This is a genomic window from Rathayibacter sp. Leaf299, assembly GCF_001423055.1.
Taxonomy (GTDB): Bacteria; Actinomycetota; Actinomycetes; order Actinomycetales; family Microbacteriaceae; genus Rathayibacter; species Rathayibacter caricis.
This window is the reverse complement of record NZ_LMNT01000001.1, coordinates 1,207,353-1,222,248: the sequence shown is the minus strand read 5'-3', so window position 1 is coordinate 1,222,248 and position 14,896 is coordinate 1,207,353. Positions and strand designations below refer to the sequence as shown.

Below are 14,896 nucleotides of genomic sequence, written 5' to 3'. Positions count from 1 at the left end.
GATCAGCGGTCGAAGAACGACCCCAGGTCGCCGAGGTCGGGCATCGAGAAGTCCGAGACCTGCTCGCCGAGACCGGACACCTGCTCGCCGACGCCCGACACGACGTCGCCCGCCGATCCCGTGATGTCGCCGAACTCGCCGAGGTCGCCGAAGCCGGCGAGCCCGTCGAGGTCGACGCCCTGCAGGAGCGAGCCGCCGACGCTGCTGAGCACGGCGCCGCCGGCGACCGCGGCCAGCAGTCCGCCCGCGGCTCCGAGGCTCAGGCCCGCCGCGGCTCCGACACCGGCGCCCGCGAGGGCCCCGCGCGTGCCGGGCTTCGAGAACATCTTCTTCAGGAATCCGGGGTTCTGCGCCTCGCCGCGGGTGGCGGCCCTGGCGAGGTCGTCCGGGGCGGAGGAGCGCGGCTGCTCGTTCGCGGGCAGCTCGTCGCGCAGTCGCGCCTCGACCTGCGAGCGCTGCTCGGGCGTCAGCTTCGCGAACGCGTCACGGTGCACCTGCTCGAGCTGCTCGGGGTCGGCGGTGCGGAGGAGGTAGTCGTAGCGGGCGATGGCGGCGCGGTCCTCCGCCGTGACCACGGGCCGACCGGGACGCGCGTCCTGCGGGCGCGTGGAGGGACGGTGCTCGGGAGCGCCGTACTGCGGCGCCGGACGGGAATCGCCGGTCACCTTGTCGGCGGCGGTGCGGACCAGATCGCGCCAGTCCGTCCCTCCGCTCGAGGACGCGGGGCGCGCGGTGGAGCTCGAGGAGCTCTTCGAGTCGAGCGCCTTCGACGCCATGCTGAGGATGCGCTTGAGAGTGCTCACAGAAGACCTTCCGTCGGGTGTCAGCCTCGATCATCCCGGGGCCGCCTGAGCGAAGGCCCCGGGAACGCTCTCGACGAGCCCGGAATCGCACGCCCCGGCTGATCGGTCGGAACCCCCGGTGGTCCGGTCGGGCGCCGTGCGCGCCGTCACGCCATGCTTCCCTCATGACCTCGACCGCCTCCGTCCCCGTCGTCCGCCCCGAGCCGACGGCCCAGCGGCTCCCCGTCATCCCCCTCGTCGTCCTGATGCTCCTCAGCTTCCTGCTCGTCACCGCCGAGTTCCTGCCGAACGGAGTGCTCACGGAGATGGCGGCCGGTCTCGGCGTCACCCCAGGTCAGGCCGGGCAGACGGTCACCGTGACGGCGTTCGTGGGCCTCCTGGTCGCCCCGACCATCGGCTTGATCGTCCCGGGGCTCGACCGCCGCACCCTCCTGGTCTGGACCGCCGTCGCCGCCGGAGCGTCGAGCGTGCTCGCCGCCCTCGCGCCGACCCTCCCCCTGGTCCTCCTCTCGCGGATCCTGCTCGGAGCGGCCATCAGCGCGTTCTGGTCGATGTCGATCACGGTCGTCGCCCGCGTCGCCGGACCGGAGCGGGTGGGCCGGGCGACCATGTTCACGAGCGCGGGGCTGTCGCTCGCGACCGTCGCCGGAGTGCCGCTGGGCGTGATCCTGAGCGAGCTGATCGACTGGCGCGCGGCGTTCGTCGTGATCGGCGTGCTCACCGCGCTGCTCGCCCTGCCGCTGCGACTCCTCCTGCCCCGCGTGCCCGCCGCCGCGTCCGCCGGGCTGGGCGTGCTGCTCGACACCGTGCGCCGCCCGGGGGTGCGGCAGGGCTTCGCGGGCCACGTCCTCGTCGTCCTCGGCCACTTCCTCGCGTACACCTACATCCGCCTCGCTCTCGAGCGCACCGACGCCGACGCGGCGACCGTCGTCGGCCTGCTGGCGCTCTTCGGGGTCGGGGGGCTGCTCGGCAACATCGTCATCGGCTCCGTCATCGACCGCACCTTCGCGGTCTTCGGGATCGTAGCGCCCGTGGCCATCGCGATCGCCGTCGGAGGCGTGCTGCTGCTCCCCGGGTCCGTCGTCGCGATCGCGGTGGCCGTGGGCGTCTGGGGCTTCTTCTTCGCCTCGTGGCTGATCATCGTGAACGCATGGGTCGGCCACCGGATGACCGACCGGCTCGAGGCAGGCGGGAGCCTGGTGGTCGTCGGGTTCCAGGCCGCGATCGTCGTCGCGGCGGGACTCGGCGGGGTCCTCGTGGACTCGGTCGGGATCGAGGCCGACTACGCGATCGGCGCGGTGCTGCTCCTCGTGGGAGCGGCCCTCTTCGGCTCGGCGGCCCGGCGCGAGGCCTGAGCGCCTCAGGCCTCCTGACGGGTCGCCCGCCACAGCGACGGCACGACGCCGGCGTGACGGCGGAAGGCCCGGCTGAACCCGTCGTCCGAGGAGTAGCCCAGCGCTCGGGCGGCCTCGGACACGCTCCGTCCCTGCTCCAGCAGCTCCTTCGCGCGCCGCATGCGCACGTCGGCGACGTAGTCGGCCGGAGTCCTCCCGAACGCGGCGCGGAACCGCTCGGTCAGAACGGTGCGCGACATCGCTCCGGCGCTCGCCAGCCGGTCGACGGTCCACTCCCGCCCGGGGTCGTCGGCGACGGCCGCAGCCACCCGGTCCAGGTGGACGTCGCCGGTGAGCGGACGCGGTCCGCCGTCCTCGCCGGACGCCCACGCCCGCACCACCGAGAGCAGCACCGTCCGCACCATCAGCCGGCAGATCACCGGGTCGCCCGAGCGCGCCGATCCGCCCCGGGGCGGGCCGAGCTGCGCCGCCAGGGCGGCCGCAGCGGGCTCGAGCCGGGCGAAACCGGGGGCGAGCACCAGACCGGGCAGCGGCCGGAGGCACGCCTCGGGCTCGAGCCGCAGCTCGACGACCATCAGTCCGGCGCCCGAGGTCGACGCGAGCGCCGCCGCCCGCCGCCCGAAGCTCAGCAGTGCGTCGCCCGCCAGCAGAGTGCGCGGCAGCGGGGCCGCCACCGCGTCGCCCGCCGCGAGGTCGAGCTCGCAGGCGGCGCCGGCCGGGGCGAGGGCCGTCAGCTCGCCGTCGACGACGTAGACGAGCACGACGACGCCCTCGGCGAGCACGAGCCTCTCCCCCGGCGCGAGCGTCCGCCGCCGGAGCTCGCCGAGCGTCACGTCCAGTGAGGAGAGGACGTCCTCGAGCACTGCGGGTTCGATCGTCATTCCCGAAGCAACGCGCGGCGCTCCGGAGCCATTCCTGTGGCGCCGGACATCGGGTCTCTGACGGGGTCGCAGTCGCGCACCCATCACCTTCTGGCACGAGTAGGTTAGGTAAGGCTAAGCTGTGCGGCGCTCCTGCTCCCCGTCCTCCGGAGGCTCCGTGTCCTGTGACCGCGCTCGGGCGCTCGCGGACGTCCGACCCGCCCTGATCAGCACCCGCGGGCTCGCCGTCACCCACGAGGGTGCCGAACGCCCGTCCCCCTGCGCCGTCGATCTCGACGTCCGCCCCGGCGAGGTGCTGCTCGTCCTCGGCCCGTCCGGCTCGGGCAAGTCGACCCTGACGCTCGCGCTGAACGGGCTCGTGCCGCACTCGGTCCCGGCCGCACTCGACGGCACCGTCTCCATCGGAGGCCGCTCGAGCGTCGATCTCCCGGTCGCCGAGGCCAGCCGCACCGTGGCGATGGTGTTCCAGGATCCGGACGCGCAGATCGTCACCGGCTCCGTCCTCGACGAGGTCGCGTTCGGACCCGAGAACCTGCTCGTGCCCGCCGCCGAGGTCCTCGAGCGGGCCGAGCGGGCGCTGCGACGCGTGGGGCTGTGGGAGCGGCGCGCGGAGGACCCGGACCGCCTCTCCGGCGGCGGACGGCAGCGGCTCGCGATCGCGTGCGCCCTGGCGCTCGGCTCCCCCGTCCTGGTGCTCGACGAGCCGACCGCCAACCTCGATCCGGTCGGCACGGAGGAGGTCTACGCGATCCTCGCGGAGCTGGTGCGGGAGAGGGCGGTCGCGGTCGTCCTGGTGGAGCACGATCTCGATGCGGCGGTGGAACTCGTCGACCGGGTGCTCGTCCTCGACCGCGACGGGCGACCGGCTCTGGAGGGCACGGTCGACGAGGTCCTCCGCGACGGAGCCGACACGCTCGCCGCCCTCGGGGTCTGGCTCCCGACGGCCGCGCTCGCCGCGCTCCGGCTGCGGTCGGCCGGAGTGCGCCTCGCCCCGCTGCCGCTGACAGCTCGCGAGCTCGCCGCGGCGCTCGACGCGGTGGAGTCGCTTCCCGCGCCGGCCCCCGCCGCGCCGCCCCGCGCGGCCGCCGAGCCGCTCCTCCGGGTCCGCGGCCTGTCCGTGGTGAAGCGCGGAGCGACGTTGGTGCGCGAGGTCGACCTCGACGTGGCCGCCGGTGATCTGCTGGCGATCGTCGGAACGAACGGCGCCGGCAAGACCACGCTCCTGCAGGCGATCGCGGGCGTCGTCCCGCCGCCCCGGCGGACGGTCGAGATCGCCGGGCTCGACCCGTCCCGCGCCGACCCGCGCACTCTGGCCGCGACCGTCGGCTTCGTCTTCCAGAACCCCGAGCACCAGTTCGTCCAGCCCACCGTCGCCCTGGAGCTCGCGCACGGCCTGCGGATCAGGGGCGTCGACGTCGATGAGACCCGCGAGCGCGTCGACGGGATGCTCCGCCGCTTCGGGCTCCTCGCCCTGCGCGACCAGCACCCCTTCCTGCTGTCGGGCGGCCAGAAGCGCCGGCTCTCGGTCGGCACGGCGCTCATCACCGGAGCCCCCGTCCTCGCGCTCGACGAGCCGACGTTCGGCCAGGACAGGGCGCACGCCGGCGAGCTGCTGGACGTGCTCGAGCAGCTGCGCGACGAGGGCACCACCGTGCTGGTCGTGACCCACGACCTCCAGCTCGTCGCCGACCGCGCGGACCGCCTCGCGGTCATGGGCGGCGGGCGGCTCCTCGGCGAGGGTCCCGCGGCGGACGTCCTCGCGAGCGGCCTGCTCGAGTCGGCCGGCCTCCTCCGCCCGCCCCTCGCCCGCGCGATGCGGAGTCTCGAGCGGCACCCGGCGTGGCGCGGGATCACGCGCTTCCGCGACCTGCCCGGGGTCCCCGGATGAGCGCCGCAGCGCTCGGCCCCTCCCTCGCGCTCCCGAGCCGGGCGCGCTTCCTGCACGGGCTGAACCCGCTGAGCAAGGCCGTCGCCCCGCTGCCCGCGATGGTGGCGCTCGTCGTCGTGCGCGACGCCGCGACTCCGCTGGCGTTCCTCCTCGTCGCGATCGCGCTCCTGCTCGTCGGCGCCCGGATGAGCCGACGGGCCGTCACCGCCGTGCTCCTGGGCTTCCCGATCGCCGTCGCCGTCCTCACCGTCAGCTTCACCGGCTGGGTCGATCCCGCGCGCGTCGACGACTCCGCCGTGCTGCTCGAGGTGGGCGGGCTGCAGGTGCGCGCGGGGGCCCTGCAGATCGGGCTCGCCACGGCGCTGCGCCTCGCGAGCCTGTCCGGCCTCGCGCTCCTCGGCGGGCTGACGACCACCGGTCCGGATCTCGTGCGCGCGCTCGTGCAGCAGCTGCACGTCCCGTACCGGATCGGCTGGACCGCGCTGGCCGCCTACCGCTTCGTGCCGCGCTTCGCCCACGAGCTCGCCGTCATCCGGGCCGCCCACCGCGTGCGCGGGACCGTCGCCGGACGCGGGCCCGTCGCCCTGCTGCGCCGGTGGCTCGGGTACGTCGTCCCCCTGCTCGCGAGCGCGGTCCGCCACGCCGAGCGGGTCGCCCTCTCGATGGACTCGCGCGCCTTCGGGGCGCATCCGACCCGGACCCAGCGGTACCCGGTGCCGTTCCGGGCCCGGGACGTCGTCTTCGTCGTCGTCTTCTGGGCCGGCACCGCCGCGCTCCTGCTCACCCTCCCCTCCTCGGGGATCCTCACGATCGGAGTCCCATGACCGTCCGCCGCCGCGCGAGCACGCGCTACCTCCTCACCTGCGCCGTCCTGGGCGTCGCCGGCGGTCTGCTGACCGTCGGGATGAACTACGCGAGCCTGGCGCTGTCCGTCCTCGCCCCCGCGTTCGTCGCCGTCACGATCGGCGCGTGGATCCTGCCGTCGATGACCGGTCTCGCGCTGCTGCAGCGTCCGGGGGCGGGGTTCCTGATCGCGCTGCTGGCGGGCCTCGTGAACGCTCCGCTGACTCCGTTCGGCTTCGCCCAGCTGCCGACGGTCGTCATGGCGGGCGTGCTGTCGGAGCTGCCGTTCCTCATCACCCTCTACCGGAACTGGAGCGCACCGGTGTTCTTCGTCGGCTACGGCGTGCTGATCACCGCGTTCTCGACGCTCTGGTTCGTCTACATCGACGCCGTGATGAGCGTTCCGTGGCTCCTCGTCGTGCTCTATGCGCTCACCGCCGTCGTCTCACTCGGCTTCGTGCAGCTGGCGCTGATCCTCGCGCGGAGGCTGCGCGCCGCCGGAGTGGGACGCTCGAGCGCCGCCCCGCAGCGCACGGCGGGAGCCGCCCGTGGCTAGGGGCATGGTGCGCCGCGTCGAGCCGTCCGAGAAGACGATGCTCCTCGCCCACGTCGCCTCGTCCGAGAAGGTCAGCGCCTCCTTCCAGCGGGTGACGATCACCGGGGAGTCGCTCGAGCACTTCACGGCTCTCGGCTTCGACCAGTGGTTCCGCCTCTTCCTCCCGCAGCCCGGCCACGACGACATGCGCCTGCCGAGGAACATCGGACTGCTGGGCTACGCGAGGTTCCTGACGATCCCCAAGGCCGAGCGCCCGGCGCTGCGCAACTACACCGTCAGCGCGTTCCGGCCCGCGTCCGTCGGGTCCGCGGCCGAGCTCGACATCGACTTCGCGCTCCACGGCGACGACGGATTCGCGTCCCGCTGGGCCGCGCACGCCCGCGTCGGCGACCGGGTCGCGATCCTCGACGAGGGGATCCTCTTCGTGCCGCCCGCCGGCACCCGCCGCCACCTGATCGTCACGGACGAGACGGGCCTCCCCGCGCTCGCGGGCATCGGCCGCTCGCTGCCGCCGGACGCGGTCGGCGACGCGGTGCTCGAGGTGGTCGACGCCTCCGATGCGGCAGCGCTGACCCTGCCTCCGGGTCTCGTGCTGCACCTGCTGATCCGCGCACCCGGAGTCGCGCCGGGAACGCTCGCGCTGGCGCATCTCGAGGCGATGACCCTCGAGACCGACGGCCTCTACGCCTTCGCGATCGGCGAGTCCGCGCTCGCGACGGGCGCGCGCCGCCACCTCGTCGGCGAGCGCCGGGTGCCCAAGGGGCACGTCACGTTCTGCGGGTACTGGAAGGCGGGGCACTGAGGCGGGCGCGGCCGGTCGTGTGACGCGATGTGTCCCCTCCGTTCGACCGGCGCCGAGGTCCTGCCTACGGTGGCCGCATGACGATCACCACCTCCTCCATCCTCGACTCCTCCCCCGCGCTCCGTGCCGAGCGCCTCGACGCCGCCGGCGCGGCCTGGGGCGATCGGATCGACGCGAACCGCTCCTCCGCGCGCCTCACCTACCGCGTGCAGGGCACGGGCGAGGGCTCGGTCGCCAGCTTGATCACCGCCGGGCGCCACAGCTTCCCCGTCGACGAGCCCGCCGCGCTCGCGGGCGACGACATCGCGGCGAGCCCGGTCGAGATCGCGCTCGGCGCCCTGATCTCGTGCCAGGTGGTCGTCTTCCGCCTCTACGCCCACGCACTGGGCATCCCCTTCGACACCATCGACGTGCGGGCGGAGGGCGACCTCGACGCCGCGCGCCTCTTCGGCAAGGACGAGGGCGTGCGCGCGGGATTCACCGCCGTCCGCCTCGCCGTGACGCTGACCGGCCCGGAGAGCGAGGAGCGCTACGAGCATCTCCGCAGCGCCGTCGACGCGCACTGCCCCGTTCTCGACCTGTTCGCGAACGAGACGCCGATCAGCACCTCGGTGCACAAGGGCGCCTGACCGGTCACGCCGACGTCGCCTCGGGCCGCGCGCCGAAGCGGCGCCGGTACCCGGACGGCGTGCTTCCGAACACCCGGCCGAAGTTCTGCCGCAGCGTGACCGGGTTCCCGAAACCGCAGTCGGCCGCGATCCGGTCCACCGGCAGGGCGGTCGTCTCGAGGAGCCGTCTCGCCTCGTCCAATCGCCGCGAGCGGACCCAGGCGGCAGGAGTGGTGCCCGTCGCGTCGCGGAAGGCCCGCACGAACGAGCGTCGGCTCATGCGGGCGGCCTCGGCGAGGCGATCGACACCGAGCTCCTCACCCAGGTGCGCGAGGGCCCAGGCGGAGGCGCGGGCGATCCGGTCGTCCGCGGGCTCCTGCGGCACCGGCCGCTCGATGTACTGAGCCTGGCCTCCTTCGCGGTGCGGGGCCACGACGAGACTGCGGGCGACCCTGGTGGCCGCGTCCGCGCCGAGGCGATCACGGACCACGTGCAGGCACGCGTCCAGACCCGACGCGGTGCCGGCCGAGGTGAGCACGTCGCCCAGATCGAGGTAGAGCGCGGAGGGGTCGACCGACACCGTCGGATGCCGCGCAGCCATGCCCTCGGCCGCCTGCCAGTGCGTCACCGCCGCCCGCCCGTCGAGCAGTCCGACCTCCGCGACGACGAGCGCGCCGAGGCAGAGGCCGGCGATCGCCGCCCCGCGGTCGTGCGTCTCGTGGAGCACGCGGGTGAGCACGGGGCCGGGGCTCCGTCCGTCGTCGATCCAGGAGGGGACGACGACGAGGTCAGCGGCCGCGGCCGCCTCCGGACCCTGGACGCCGCCGATCGTGTAGCCCTCGGCGGTGCGCACCGAGCCCGGCTCCTCCGCGAAGAGGACCGTCCGCCACGGGGCGAGACCGAGCCGGCTCACCTCGTCGAAGACCATCTGCGGCACCGCGAGGTGGAACATCGTGACGCCGTCGAGGGCGTGGATCGCGATCCGCACGGTCCTCCCTCCGGAACCGGTTGGCCCGGATCCATCGTAAAGGTGCCCGCGTGCCAATGGCCGCGGACGCCGGAGCGCGCCAGCATCGGAGCACCGCATCCGATCTCCCGGAGGAGACACCATGACCGCACCCCGCCGCGCCCTGATCCTCGTCGACGTCCAGCTGGAGTACTTCGCCGGACCGCTCGAGATCCGCTTCCCCCCGCACGCCTCCTCGCTCAGCGCCATCACTGCAGCGCTGGACGCCGCGACCGACGCCGGGATCCCCGTCGTCGCCGTCCAGCACAGCGCGGGCGAGGGCGCGCCGGCCTTCGCTCCCGGTACCGCGGCCTTCGAGCTGCACCCCGAGATCGAGAGTCGCCGCCGCGACGACTGGAAGTCGATCACCAAGCAGTACGGCACGGTGTTCGCCGGCACCGACCTGCTCGCCTGGCTGCGCGAGCACGACGTCGACACGATCACCCTCGTCGGCTACATGACCAACAACTGCATCCTCGCGTCGGCCGCCGAGGCCGAGACGCACGGGCTCTCGGCGGAGGTGCTCTCGGACGCGACCGGCGCCATCGCGATCTCGAACGCGGCCGGCTCCGTCGACGCCGAGACCCTGCACACCGCCCTGCTCGCGCTGCTGCACTCCCACTTCGCCGCGGTCGGCACGACCGCGGAGTGGACCGCGGCTGTGGCCTCCAGTTCGGCGCTGGCGGGGAGCGACCTCGGCAGCTCGGCCGTCGCCGGCGCGGCCCTCCCGAGCCGCTGACACCCATTGCCGCCTCCGCCGAGCACTCCGGCCACATGGACTTGCCGGCACGAGGTCCGAGGACTGGTCCCTTGGTGCCCTTGTCGCCGGAGTCGCGCAGCGGGATGATGACCGCGACGAAGGAGTCGGTCTCATGACGCAGCGGATTCGTGCCCGGGTACTCAGCGCAGCGCTGGTCGGTGTCGTGGCGATCGGAGCGGCACTCGTGCCGAGCGGGGCGGCGGTCGCGCTGACGCCCCCGCCGTCCGCCTCCGGCAGCGGGACGACCGGTTCGGTCCAGCTGACTCCCGTCCTGTCCGCGGGTGAGACCGCCACTCCGATCAGCCTCGGCCTGGGGCGACCGACGGTGGTCCTCCAGGGGTTCCCGGCCGGGAACGGCGGTCGTTCGGGCATCACGAGTGGAGACGGGAACGTCGTCGTCCAGGGCCAGGTCGAGATCGCCGGGGACACGCTCCTCCGGGTCGACGTCGAGGCCGCCGACGACTCGGTCCAGCTCCGCACCGAGCTGACCTGGATCGAGCCGCGCGATCTCGACCCCTACGACTTCGCGACCATCGAGGGTCCCGGCACGAGCGACCGCTACGACCTCGCGCGACCCTTCGACGGCCTGTGGCTGATCGACGTCTACCAGGTGTCCGGCCCCGCGGGCGTGCCCGTCGACGTCCGGACGACGACCGCGAAGCCCGAGGCGCCGCTCACCCTGTCCCCCGCGACCGTGTCCGCCGCGAACCCGACGGTCACGGCGAGCTGGTCGGGCCTCGCGCCGAACCAGACGTACCTCGCCGGTGTGCTCTGGGCCGGCGCGAGCACCTCGTCGGTGGTCGAGGTGACCACCGGGACCGGCCGGCCGGTCCCGACCACCACCACGGCCCGGCTCTCCACGCCCCTCCAGCTCCCGACGAACTCGACGACGCTCCTCACCTCCGTCCGAGCCGCCGACGGCAGTGCCGGGCCCGGCGTGCTGTCGCTGAAGATCGACGGAGTCGTCCGCTGGAGCGGCACGGTGGTCACCGGCGCCCCCGCCGTCCGGCTCACCGTGCCGAAGCTCCCCCTCGGACTCCACTCGGTCCAGACGGAGTTCCGCCCGTCCGGATCCTCGCTGACGCCGTCGACGAGCACCGCACTGCGCCTGCTCTCACTCGCGAAGTAGGTCGGGAACGCCCGGATCAGCGCCGGATCGAGACGGCTGCGCTGCGTCCTTCGTCGCCGTCCGCGTCCGAGGCACCTCGGTGACGCTGGAGCCGCCCGTCCGATCTCCGGACGTCGCGACCGCCGACCGCAACGTCCGGTCCACCGCCTTCCCGGCCCGGTGAGCGCCTCCGTCCGCCGCGACGGCGCGAGTTCACAGACCCGCCGGCTTCTCCGGAGTGATGAGCCACGCCTCGAAGAAGGCCGACAGATCCTGTCCCGAGACCTCCTCCGCGAGCTCCTGCAGATCGGCGGTGCTGACCGTCGAGTAGCGGTTCTCCGTCGCCCAGCGCTTGAGCAGCACGGCGAACGCCTCCGCTCCGATCTCCTCGCGCAGCTCCACGAGCGTCAGCCCTCCGCGGGCGTAGACCGGGCCGTCGAACAGTCCGGTCGCCCCGGGGTCCGCCACCGCGGTGGCCCAGAACGGGTCGTCCGCCGGGATCGCGGCGACCTGCGCCGCGGAGTCCGCGACACTCGTGCCGCCGGAGTGCTCCTCCCAGAGCCACTCCGCGTAGGTCGCGAAGCCCTCGTTCAGCCAGATGTCCGACCAGACGCCCGGAGTGGCGCTGTTCCCGTACCACTGGTGCGCGATCTCGTGCGCCACCGTCGACTCGTCCGCCCCGCCGGAGTAGAACGAGCGCCCCTGGGTCTCGAGCGCGTAGCCGATCTCCTCGTCGTCGACCACCGCGCCGCCCGATCGGAAGGGGTACGGGCCGAACACGGTCGAAAAGTAGTCGATGATGTCACCCTGCTTCGCCAGCGCGGCCTCGGTCCCCGCCCGGACGTCGCCCGTGATGTCGCGATCGATCGCGTCGATGGTCACGATGCCGCCGCGGGTGGAGCGGACCAGGTCGTAGTCGCCGATGTTCACCATCGCGAGGTAGCTCGCCATGGGGCTCGTCTCGACCCAGCTCGACGTGGTCCAGCCCTTCGAAGTGGTGGGCGACCCCACCGGCACGCCGTTCGCGACCACGGTCCGCCCCTCCGGGACCGTGATGGTGAAGGTGTAGCGGGCCTTGTCGGCCGGGGAGTCGTTGACGGGGTACCAGGTGGACGCGCCGTTCGGCTCGCTCGCGACGAGCGCGCCGTCGCTGGTCGACCACCAGCCGAACGGAGCGCCGGTGTTGTCCACGGGGTTCCCGGTCGTGCCCGCGTACTCGATGTTCACGAGGGTCGGCGCGCCCTTCTTCAGCGAGCGCACCGGAGTGACGATCAGCTCGGCTCCCCTCTGCACGAACGCCGCCGAGCGCGTGTTCACCGTGACCTTCGACACCGTCAGCCCTGTCAGGTCGAACGACAGCGACCGCAGATCCTGGGTCGGAGCGAGCGTCACGAGCGCGCGCCCGCCGAGCGCGCGGGTGGCCGGGTCGTACTTCAGCACGAGGCTGTAGCTCAGGGCGTCGAACCCCGTGCTGCCGAGGCCGGGGAAGTACGGGTCGCCCGCGCTGGTGCCGCCGTCGACGGCGCGTGCCGTCGATGAGGGCGCCGCAACGGCGGCGGGAGCGAGGAGGAGCGAGGACACGACCAGCGCGCCGAGCGCGTGGGCTGCACGGAGTCTCATGCGCCGACGATACCCGCCGCAGGTTTCCTGCCTGTTTCTCCGGAGCGCCGACCGGAGTCAGCCCGTGAGCGAGGCGATCGAGGTCACGACGAAGACGACGCCGATGAACGCCAGCCCGATCCCCGTGACGAGCACCGACCCGGGCGTCTGCGCCGACGCGTAGCGTTTCGAGTCGGCCCCCCACGTCCGGCGGATCATTCGTGCGTTCCACCGCGCGTACGCCTTCCGCTCGATGATCAGGATCACCGCGACCACCACCGCGACGACGCCGATGATGAGCTTCACCCGCTGCTCGTCCACTCCCCCGCCGTTCTCCGCCCGGGGACGCTGATGCCGTCGGGCGGACCGTCTGCTCCGCTCCACGGGCACATCACGCTGTGGTGCCCCTGGAGGGACTCGAACCCCCAACCTGCTCCTTAGGACGGAGTCGCTCTTCCATTGAGCTACAGAGGCTGGCCGAGCCAGTGTACCCGTCGGCCGGGCCGAGCTCGCAGCCCGCGGTTGACAGCACCCGACAGACCTGCTTGGTTAGTTACTGCACCAACTAACCACCGAACCACCGCCCAGCAGGAAGGAGCACCGATGGACGACTCCCGGCCGATCTTCCTGCAGATCGCCGAGCAGATCGAGAACGACATCATCGCGGGGGCGCTCCCCGAAGAGACCCAGGTCCCCTCGACCAACGAGTTCGCCGCGTTCCACCGCATCAACCCGGCCACGGCCGGCAAAGGCGTGAACCTGCTCGTCGACGACGGGGTCCTCTACAAGAGGAGAGGCATCGGGATGTTCGTCGCCGAGGGCGCCCGCGACCGGCTGGTCGAGAAGCGCCGTACCCAGTTCCGCGACCAGTTCGTCGCTCCGCTGCTCGCCGAGGCCGCCAAGCTCGGCCTCACCCGCGAGGAGCTCGCCACCATGATCAGCGAAGGGGGATCGCGATGAGCGCGGTCATCGAGGTCGCCGGCCTCAGCAAGCACTACGGCAGCATGCACGCGGTCCGCGACGTGAGCTTCGCGCTCGATGAGAACCGGATCCACGGCCTCCTCGGCCGCAACGGCGCGGGCAAGACGACGCTCATGTCGTTGCTCACGGGTCAGGAGTTCGCCAGCTCCGGCGACATCCGCGTCTTCGGGGCGCCTCCGGTCGAGAACGCCGGCGTCCTTTCCCGCACCTGCTTCATCAAGGAGAGTCAGAAGTACCCCGAGGACTTCCAGGTGAAGCACGTCCTGCGCAGCGCCCCGTGGTTCTTCGAGGGCTGGGACGACGCCTTCGCACGCGAGCTCGTCAGCGACTTCCGCCTGCCGCTGAACCGGCGGGTCAAGAAGCTCTCGCGTGGGCAGCTCTCGGCGGTCGGAGTGATCGTCGGCCTCGCCTCGCGCGCCCCGCTCACCTTCTTCGACGAGCCGTACCTGGGCCTGGACGCGGTCGCGCGCCAGCTCTTCTACGACCGCCTGCTCGCCGACTTCGCCGAGCACCCCCGCACCGTCGTGCTCTCCACGCACCTGATCGACGAGGTCAGCTCCCTCCTCGAGCACGTCCTCGTCATCGACGAGGGCCGGCTCGTCGTCGACAGCGATGCGGAGGAGCTGCGCGGCTCGGCCGCGACCGTCGTCGGCACCCGCAGCGCGGTCGACTCCTTCACCGCCGACCGCGAGGTCCTCTCCCGCAGCGGAGTAGGCGGCCTCGCCTCCGCGACGCTCCCCCGCCTCGACGCCTCCGGACGCGCAGAGGCGGCCGCCTTCGGGCTCGAGCTCGAGCCCGTCTCCCTCCAGCAGCTCGTCGTGCAGCTCACGAGCACCACCCCCTCCGGGAAGGACGCCTCATGACCACCACCGCCCCTGCGCACGGCCTCGGCACCTCCGACCGCCTGCTCCGCATCGTCCGCCTGCACTTCGCCAACCCCGCGACGCTGCTCTACACGCCGCTGGGCATCCTCGCCGCGATCTTCCTCGGCAGCCTCGCGATCTTCTGGGTGGTGCTCCGCACGATCGGCGTCGACAGCGCCGGCGGCGAGTCCGGCGTGCAGGTCTCAGGTCCCGGCGCGTTCATCTTCATCTACATGCTCGTCGTCGCGATCCAGGCGGTGAACATCACCTTCGGACTGGCGCTGGGCTACGGATCCACGCGGCGCGACTTCTACTGGGGCAGCGCCCTCACGTTCGTCCTCCTGTCGGCGGCCTGGACGCTGCTCTACACCGTCATGGCCGCGATCGAGTCGGCGACGAACGGCTGGGGCATGGGCGGGATCCTGTTCCGGGTCGTCGACTTCGGCGGCATCTCGTGGGTCGAGCGGGCCTTCGGGGTCTTCGTCCTGTTCCTGTTCTTCTTCTTCGTCGGAGCCGCCACGGCGTCCGTCTACGTGCGCTGGCGGGGAGTCGGCATGACGGTCTTCTGGATCGGACTGGCCGCGCTGGCCGTCGCCGCGGTCGCGCTGATCAGCCTCACCGACTCGTGGGACTCCGTCTGGCTCGCCCTCGAGGCGGTCGGCACCACCGGCGGATTCGCGCTGCTCCTCGTGCCCACCGCGATCGCGGCCCTCAGCGGCTGGCTGATCCTCCGCCGCGCCACTCCCCGCGGCTGAGCGCTCCCGAACGGCACCCCGCATCCGACCGTCCCGAGCGCGAGCGCCGCAAGGCCCTACCGCGCGGGGCGGTCGGATGCGAGCGTGG

General features: G+C 73.0%; 16 protein-coding genes and 1 tRNA gene. 11 read left to right on the top strand and 6 right to left on the bottom strand.

What is annotated here, in order from left to right; all coding sequences use genetic code 11:
* Positions 1–2 precede the first annotated feature (2 nt).
* Positions 3–803, bottom strand: coding sequence for a hypothetical protein (locus tag ASF48_RS05830; RefSeq protein WP_055787799.1), 801 nt, complete (start codon positions 801–803; stop codon positions 3–5).
* A 164-nt stretch (positions 804–967) separates the two neighbouring features.
* On the opposite strand from ASF48_RS05830, the gene ASF48_RS05825 reads away from it, so the two are divergent.
* On the top strand, positions 968–2,158 hold the full coding sequence (locus ASF48_RS05825) for an MFS transporter (protein ID WP_055787796.1): 1,191 nt from the start codon (positions 968–970) through the stop codon (positions 2,156–2,158).
* Positions 2,159–2,163: 5 nt separating this feature from the next.
* Here ASF48_RS05825 and ASF48_RS20010 read toward each other — a convergent pair whose 3' ends face one another.
* The gene (locus ASF48_RS20010; RefSeq protein WP_055787793.1) at positions 2,164–3,039 is read right to left on the bottom strand and encodes a helix-turn-helix transcriptional regulator; all 876 of its coding nucleotides are present in this window, start codon (positions 3,037–3,039) and stop codon (positions 2,164–2,166) included.
* Positions 3,040–3,196: 157 nt separating this feature from the next.
* On the opposite strand from ASF48_RS20010, the gene ASF48_RS05815 reads away from it, so the two are divergent.
* From ASF48_RS05815 to ASF48_RS05795, 5 genes are all read left to right on the top strand, one after another.
* Positions 3,197–4,927 (top strand): ABC transporter ATP-binding protein, encoded by a 1,731-nt coding sequence (locus ASF48_RS05815; protein ID WP_055787790.1) that lies wholly within the window; start codon positions 3,197–3,199, stop codon positions 4,925–4,927.
* The gene (locus tag ASF48_RS05810; RefSeq protein WP_055787786.1) at positions 4,924–5,751 is read left to right on the top strand and encodes an energy-coupling factor transporter transmembrane component T family protein; all 828 of its coding nucleotides are present in this window, start codon (positions 4,924–4,926) and stop codon (positions 5,749–5,751) included. Before ASF48_RS05815 ends, ASF48_RS05810 begins: the two co-directional genes overlap by 4 nt.
* The gene (locus ASF48_RS05805; protein WP_055787783.1) at positions 5,748–6,326 is read left to right on the top strand and encodes an ECF transporter S component; all 579 of its coding nucleotides are present in this window, start codon (positions 5,748–5,750) and stop codon (positions 6,324–6,326) included. Before ASF48_RS05810 ends, ASF48_RS05805 begins: the two co-directional genes overlap by 4 nt.
* 4 nt (positions 6,327–6,330) lie before the next feature.
* Positions 6,331–7,128: a siderophore-interacting protein gene (locus ASF48_RS05800; protein ID WP_055787780.1), complete on the top strand. Its 798-nt coding sequence runs from the start codon at positions 6,331–6,333 to the stop codon at positions 7,126–7,128.
* A 77-nt stretch (positions 7,129–7,205) separates the two neighbouring features.
* Complete coding sequence (locus ASF48_RS05795) at positions 7,206–7,757, top strand: OsmC family protein (protein WP_082481004.1); 552 nt, start codon at positions 7,206–7,208, stop codon at positions 7,755–7,757.
* A gap of 4 nt (positions 7,758–7,761) precedes the next feature.
* Here the strand turns inward: ASF48_RS05795 and ASF48_RS05790 are convergent, their stop codons facing one another.
* Entirely contained in the window at positions 7,762–8,724 is a 963-nt protein-coding gene (locus tag ASF48_RS05790; RefSeq protein ID WP_055787777.1) for a GlxA family transcriptional regulator, read from the bottom strand.
* A gap of 121 nt (positions 8,725–8,845) precedes the next feature.
* On the opposite strand from ASF48_RS05790, the gene ASF48_RS05785 reads away from it, so the two are divergent.
* Both ASF48_RS05785 and ASF48_RS05780 read left to right on the top strand, forming a co-directional pair.
* Positions 8,846–9,481, top strand: coding sequence for an isochorismatase family protein (locus ASF48_RS05785; protein ID WP_055787774.1), 636 nt, complete (start codon positions 8,846–8,848; stop codon positions 9,479–9,481).
* A 133-nt stretch (positions 9,482–9,614) separates the two neighbouring features.
* Positions 9,615–10,631, top strand: a complete 1,017-nt coding sequence (locus tag ASF48_RS05780) for a hypothetical protein (protein ID WP_055787771.1) — start codon at positions 9,615–9,617, stop codon at positions 10,629–10,631.
* A gap of 192 nt (positions 10,632–10,823) precedes the next feature.
* Here the strand turns inward: ASF48_RS05780 and ASF48_RS05775 are convergent, their stop codons facing one another.
* The 3 genes from ASF48_RS05775 to ASF48_RS05765 all read right to left on the bottom strand — a co-directional run bounded on the left by ASF48_RS05775 (position 10,824) and on the right by ASF48_RS05765 (position 12,683).
* On the bottom strand, positions 10,824–12,230 hold the full coding sequence (locus ASF48_RS05775; RefSeq protein WP_055787768.1) for a M1 family metallopeptidase: 1,407 nt from the start codon (positions 12,228–12,230) through the stop codon (positions 10,824–10,826).
* 57 nt (positions 12,231–12,287) lie between these two features.
* On the bottom strand, positions 12,288–12,515 hold the full coding sequence (locus ASF48_RS05770) for a hypothetical protein (protein ID WP_157603066.1): 228 nt from the start codon (positions 12,513–12,515) through the stop codon (positions 12,288–12,290).
* Between the two features lie 93 nt (positions 12,516–12,608).
* Positions 12,609–12,683, bottom strand: a tRNA-Arg gene (locus ASF48_RS05765).
* 129 nt (positions 12,684–12,812) lie between these two features.
* On the opposite strand from ASF48_RS05765, the gene ASF48_RS05760 reads away from it, so the two are divergent.
* Genes ASF48_RS05760 through ASF48_RS05750 form a run of 3 tightly spaced genes read left to right on the top strand, consistent with a single transcriptional unit; the run spans position 12,813 to position 14,808 of the window.
* Positions 12,813–13,169, top strand: a complete 357-nt coding sequence (locus tag ASF48_RS05760; RefSeq protein WP_055787762.1) for a GntR family transcriptional regulator — start codon at positions 12,813–12,815, stop codon at positions 13,167–13,169.
* Positions 13,166–14,053, top strand: a complete 888-nt coding sequence (locus tag ASF48_RS05755) for an ABC transporter ATP-binding protein (protein ID WP_055787759.1) — start codon at positions 13,166–13,168, stop codon at positions 14,051–14,053. Before ASF48_RS05760 ends, ASF48_RS05755 begins: the two co-directional genes overlap by 4 nt.
* Complete coding sequence (locus ASF48_RS05750; RefSeq protein ID WP_055787756.1) at positions 14,050–14,808, top strand: hypothetical protein; 759 nt, start codon at positions 14,050–14,052, stop codon at positions 14,806–14,808. Before ASF48_RS05755 ends, ASF48_RS05750 begins: the two co-directional genes overlap by 4 nt.
* The last annotated feature ends 88 nt before the right edge of the window (positions 14,809–14,896 follow it).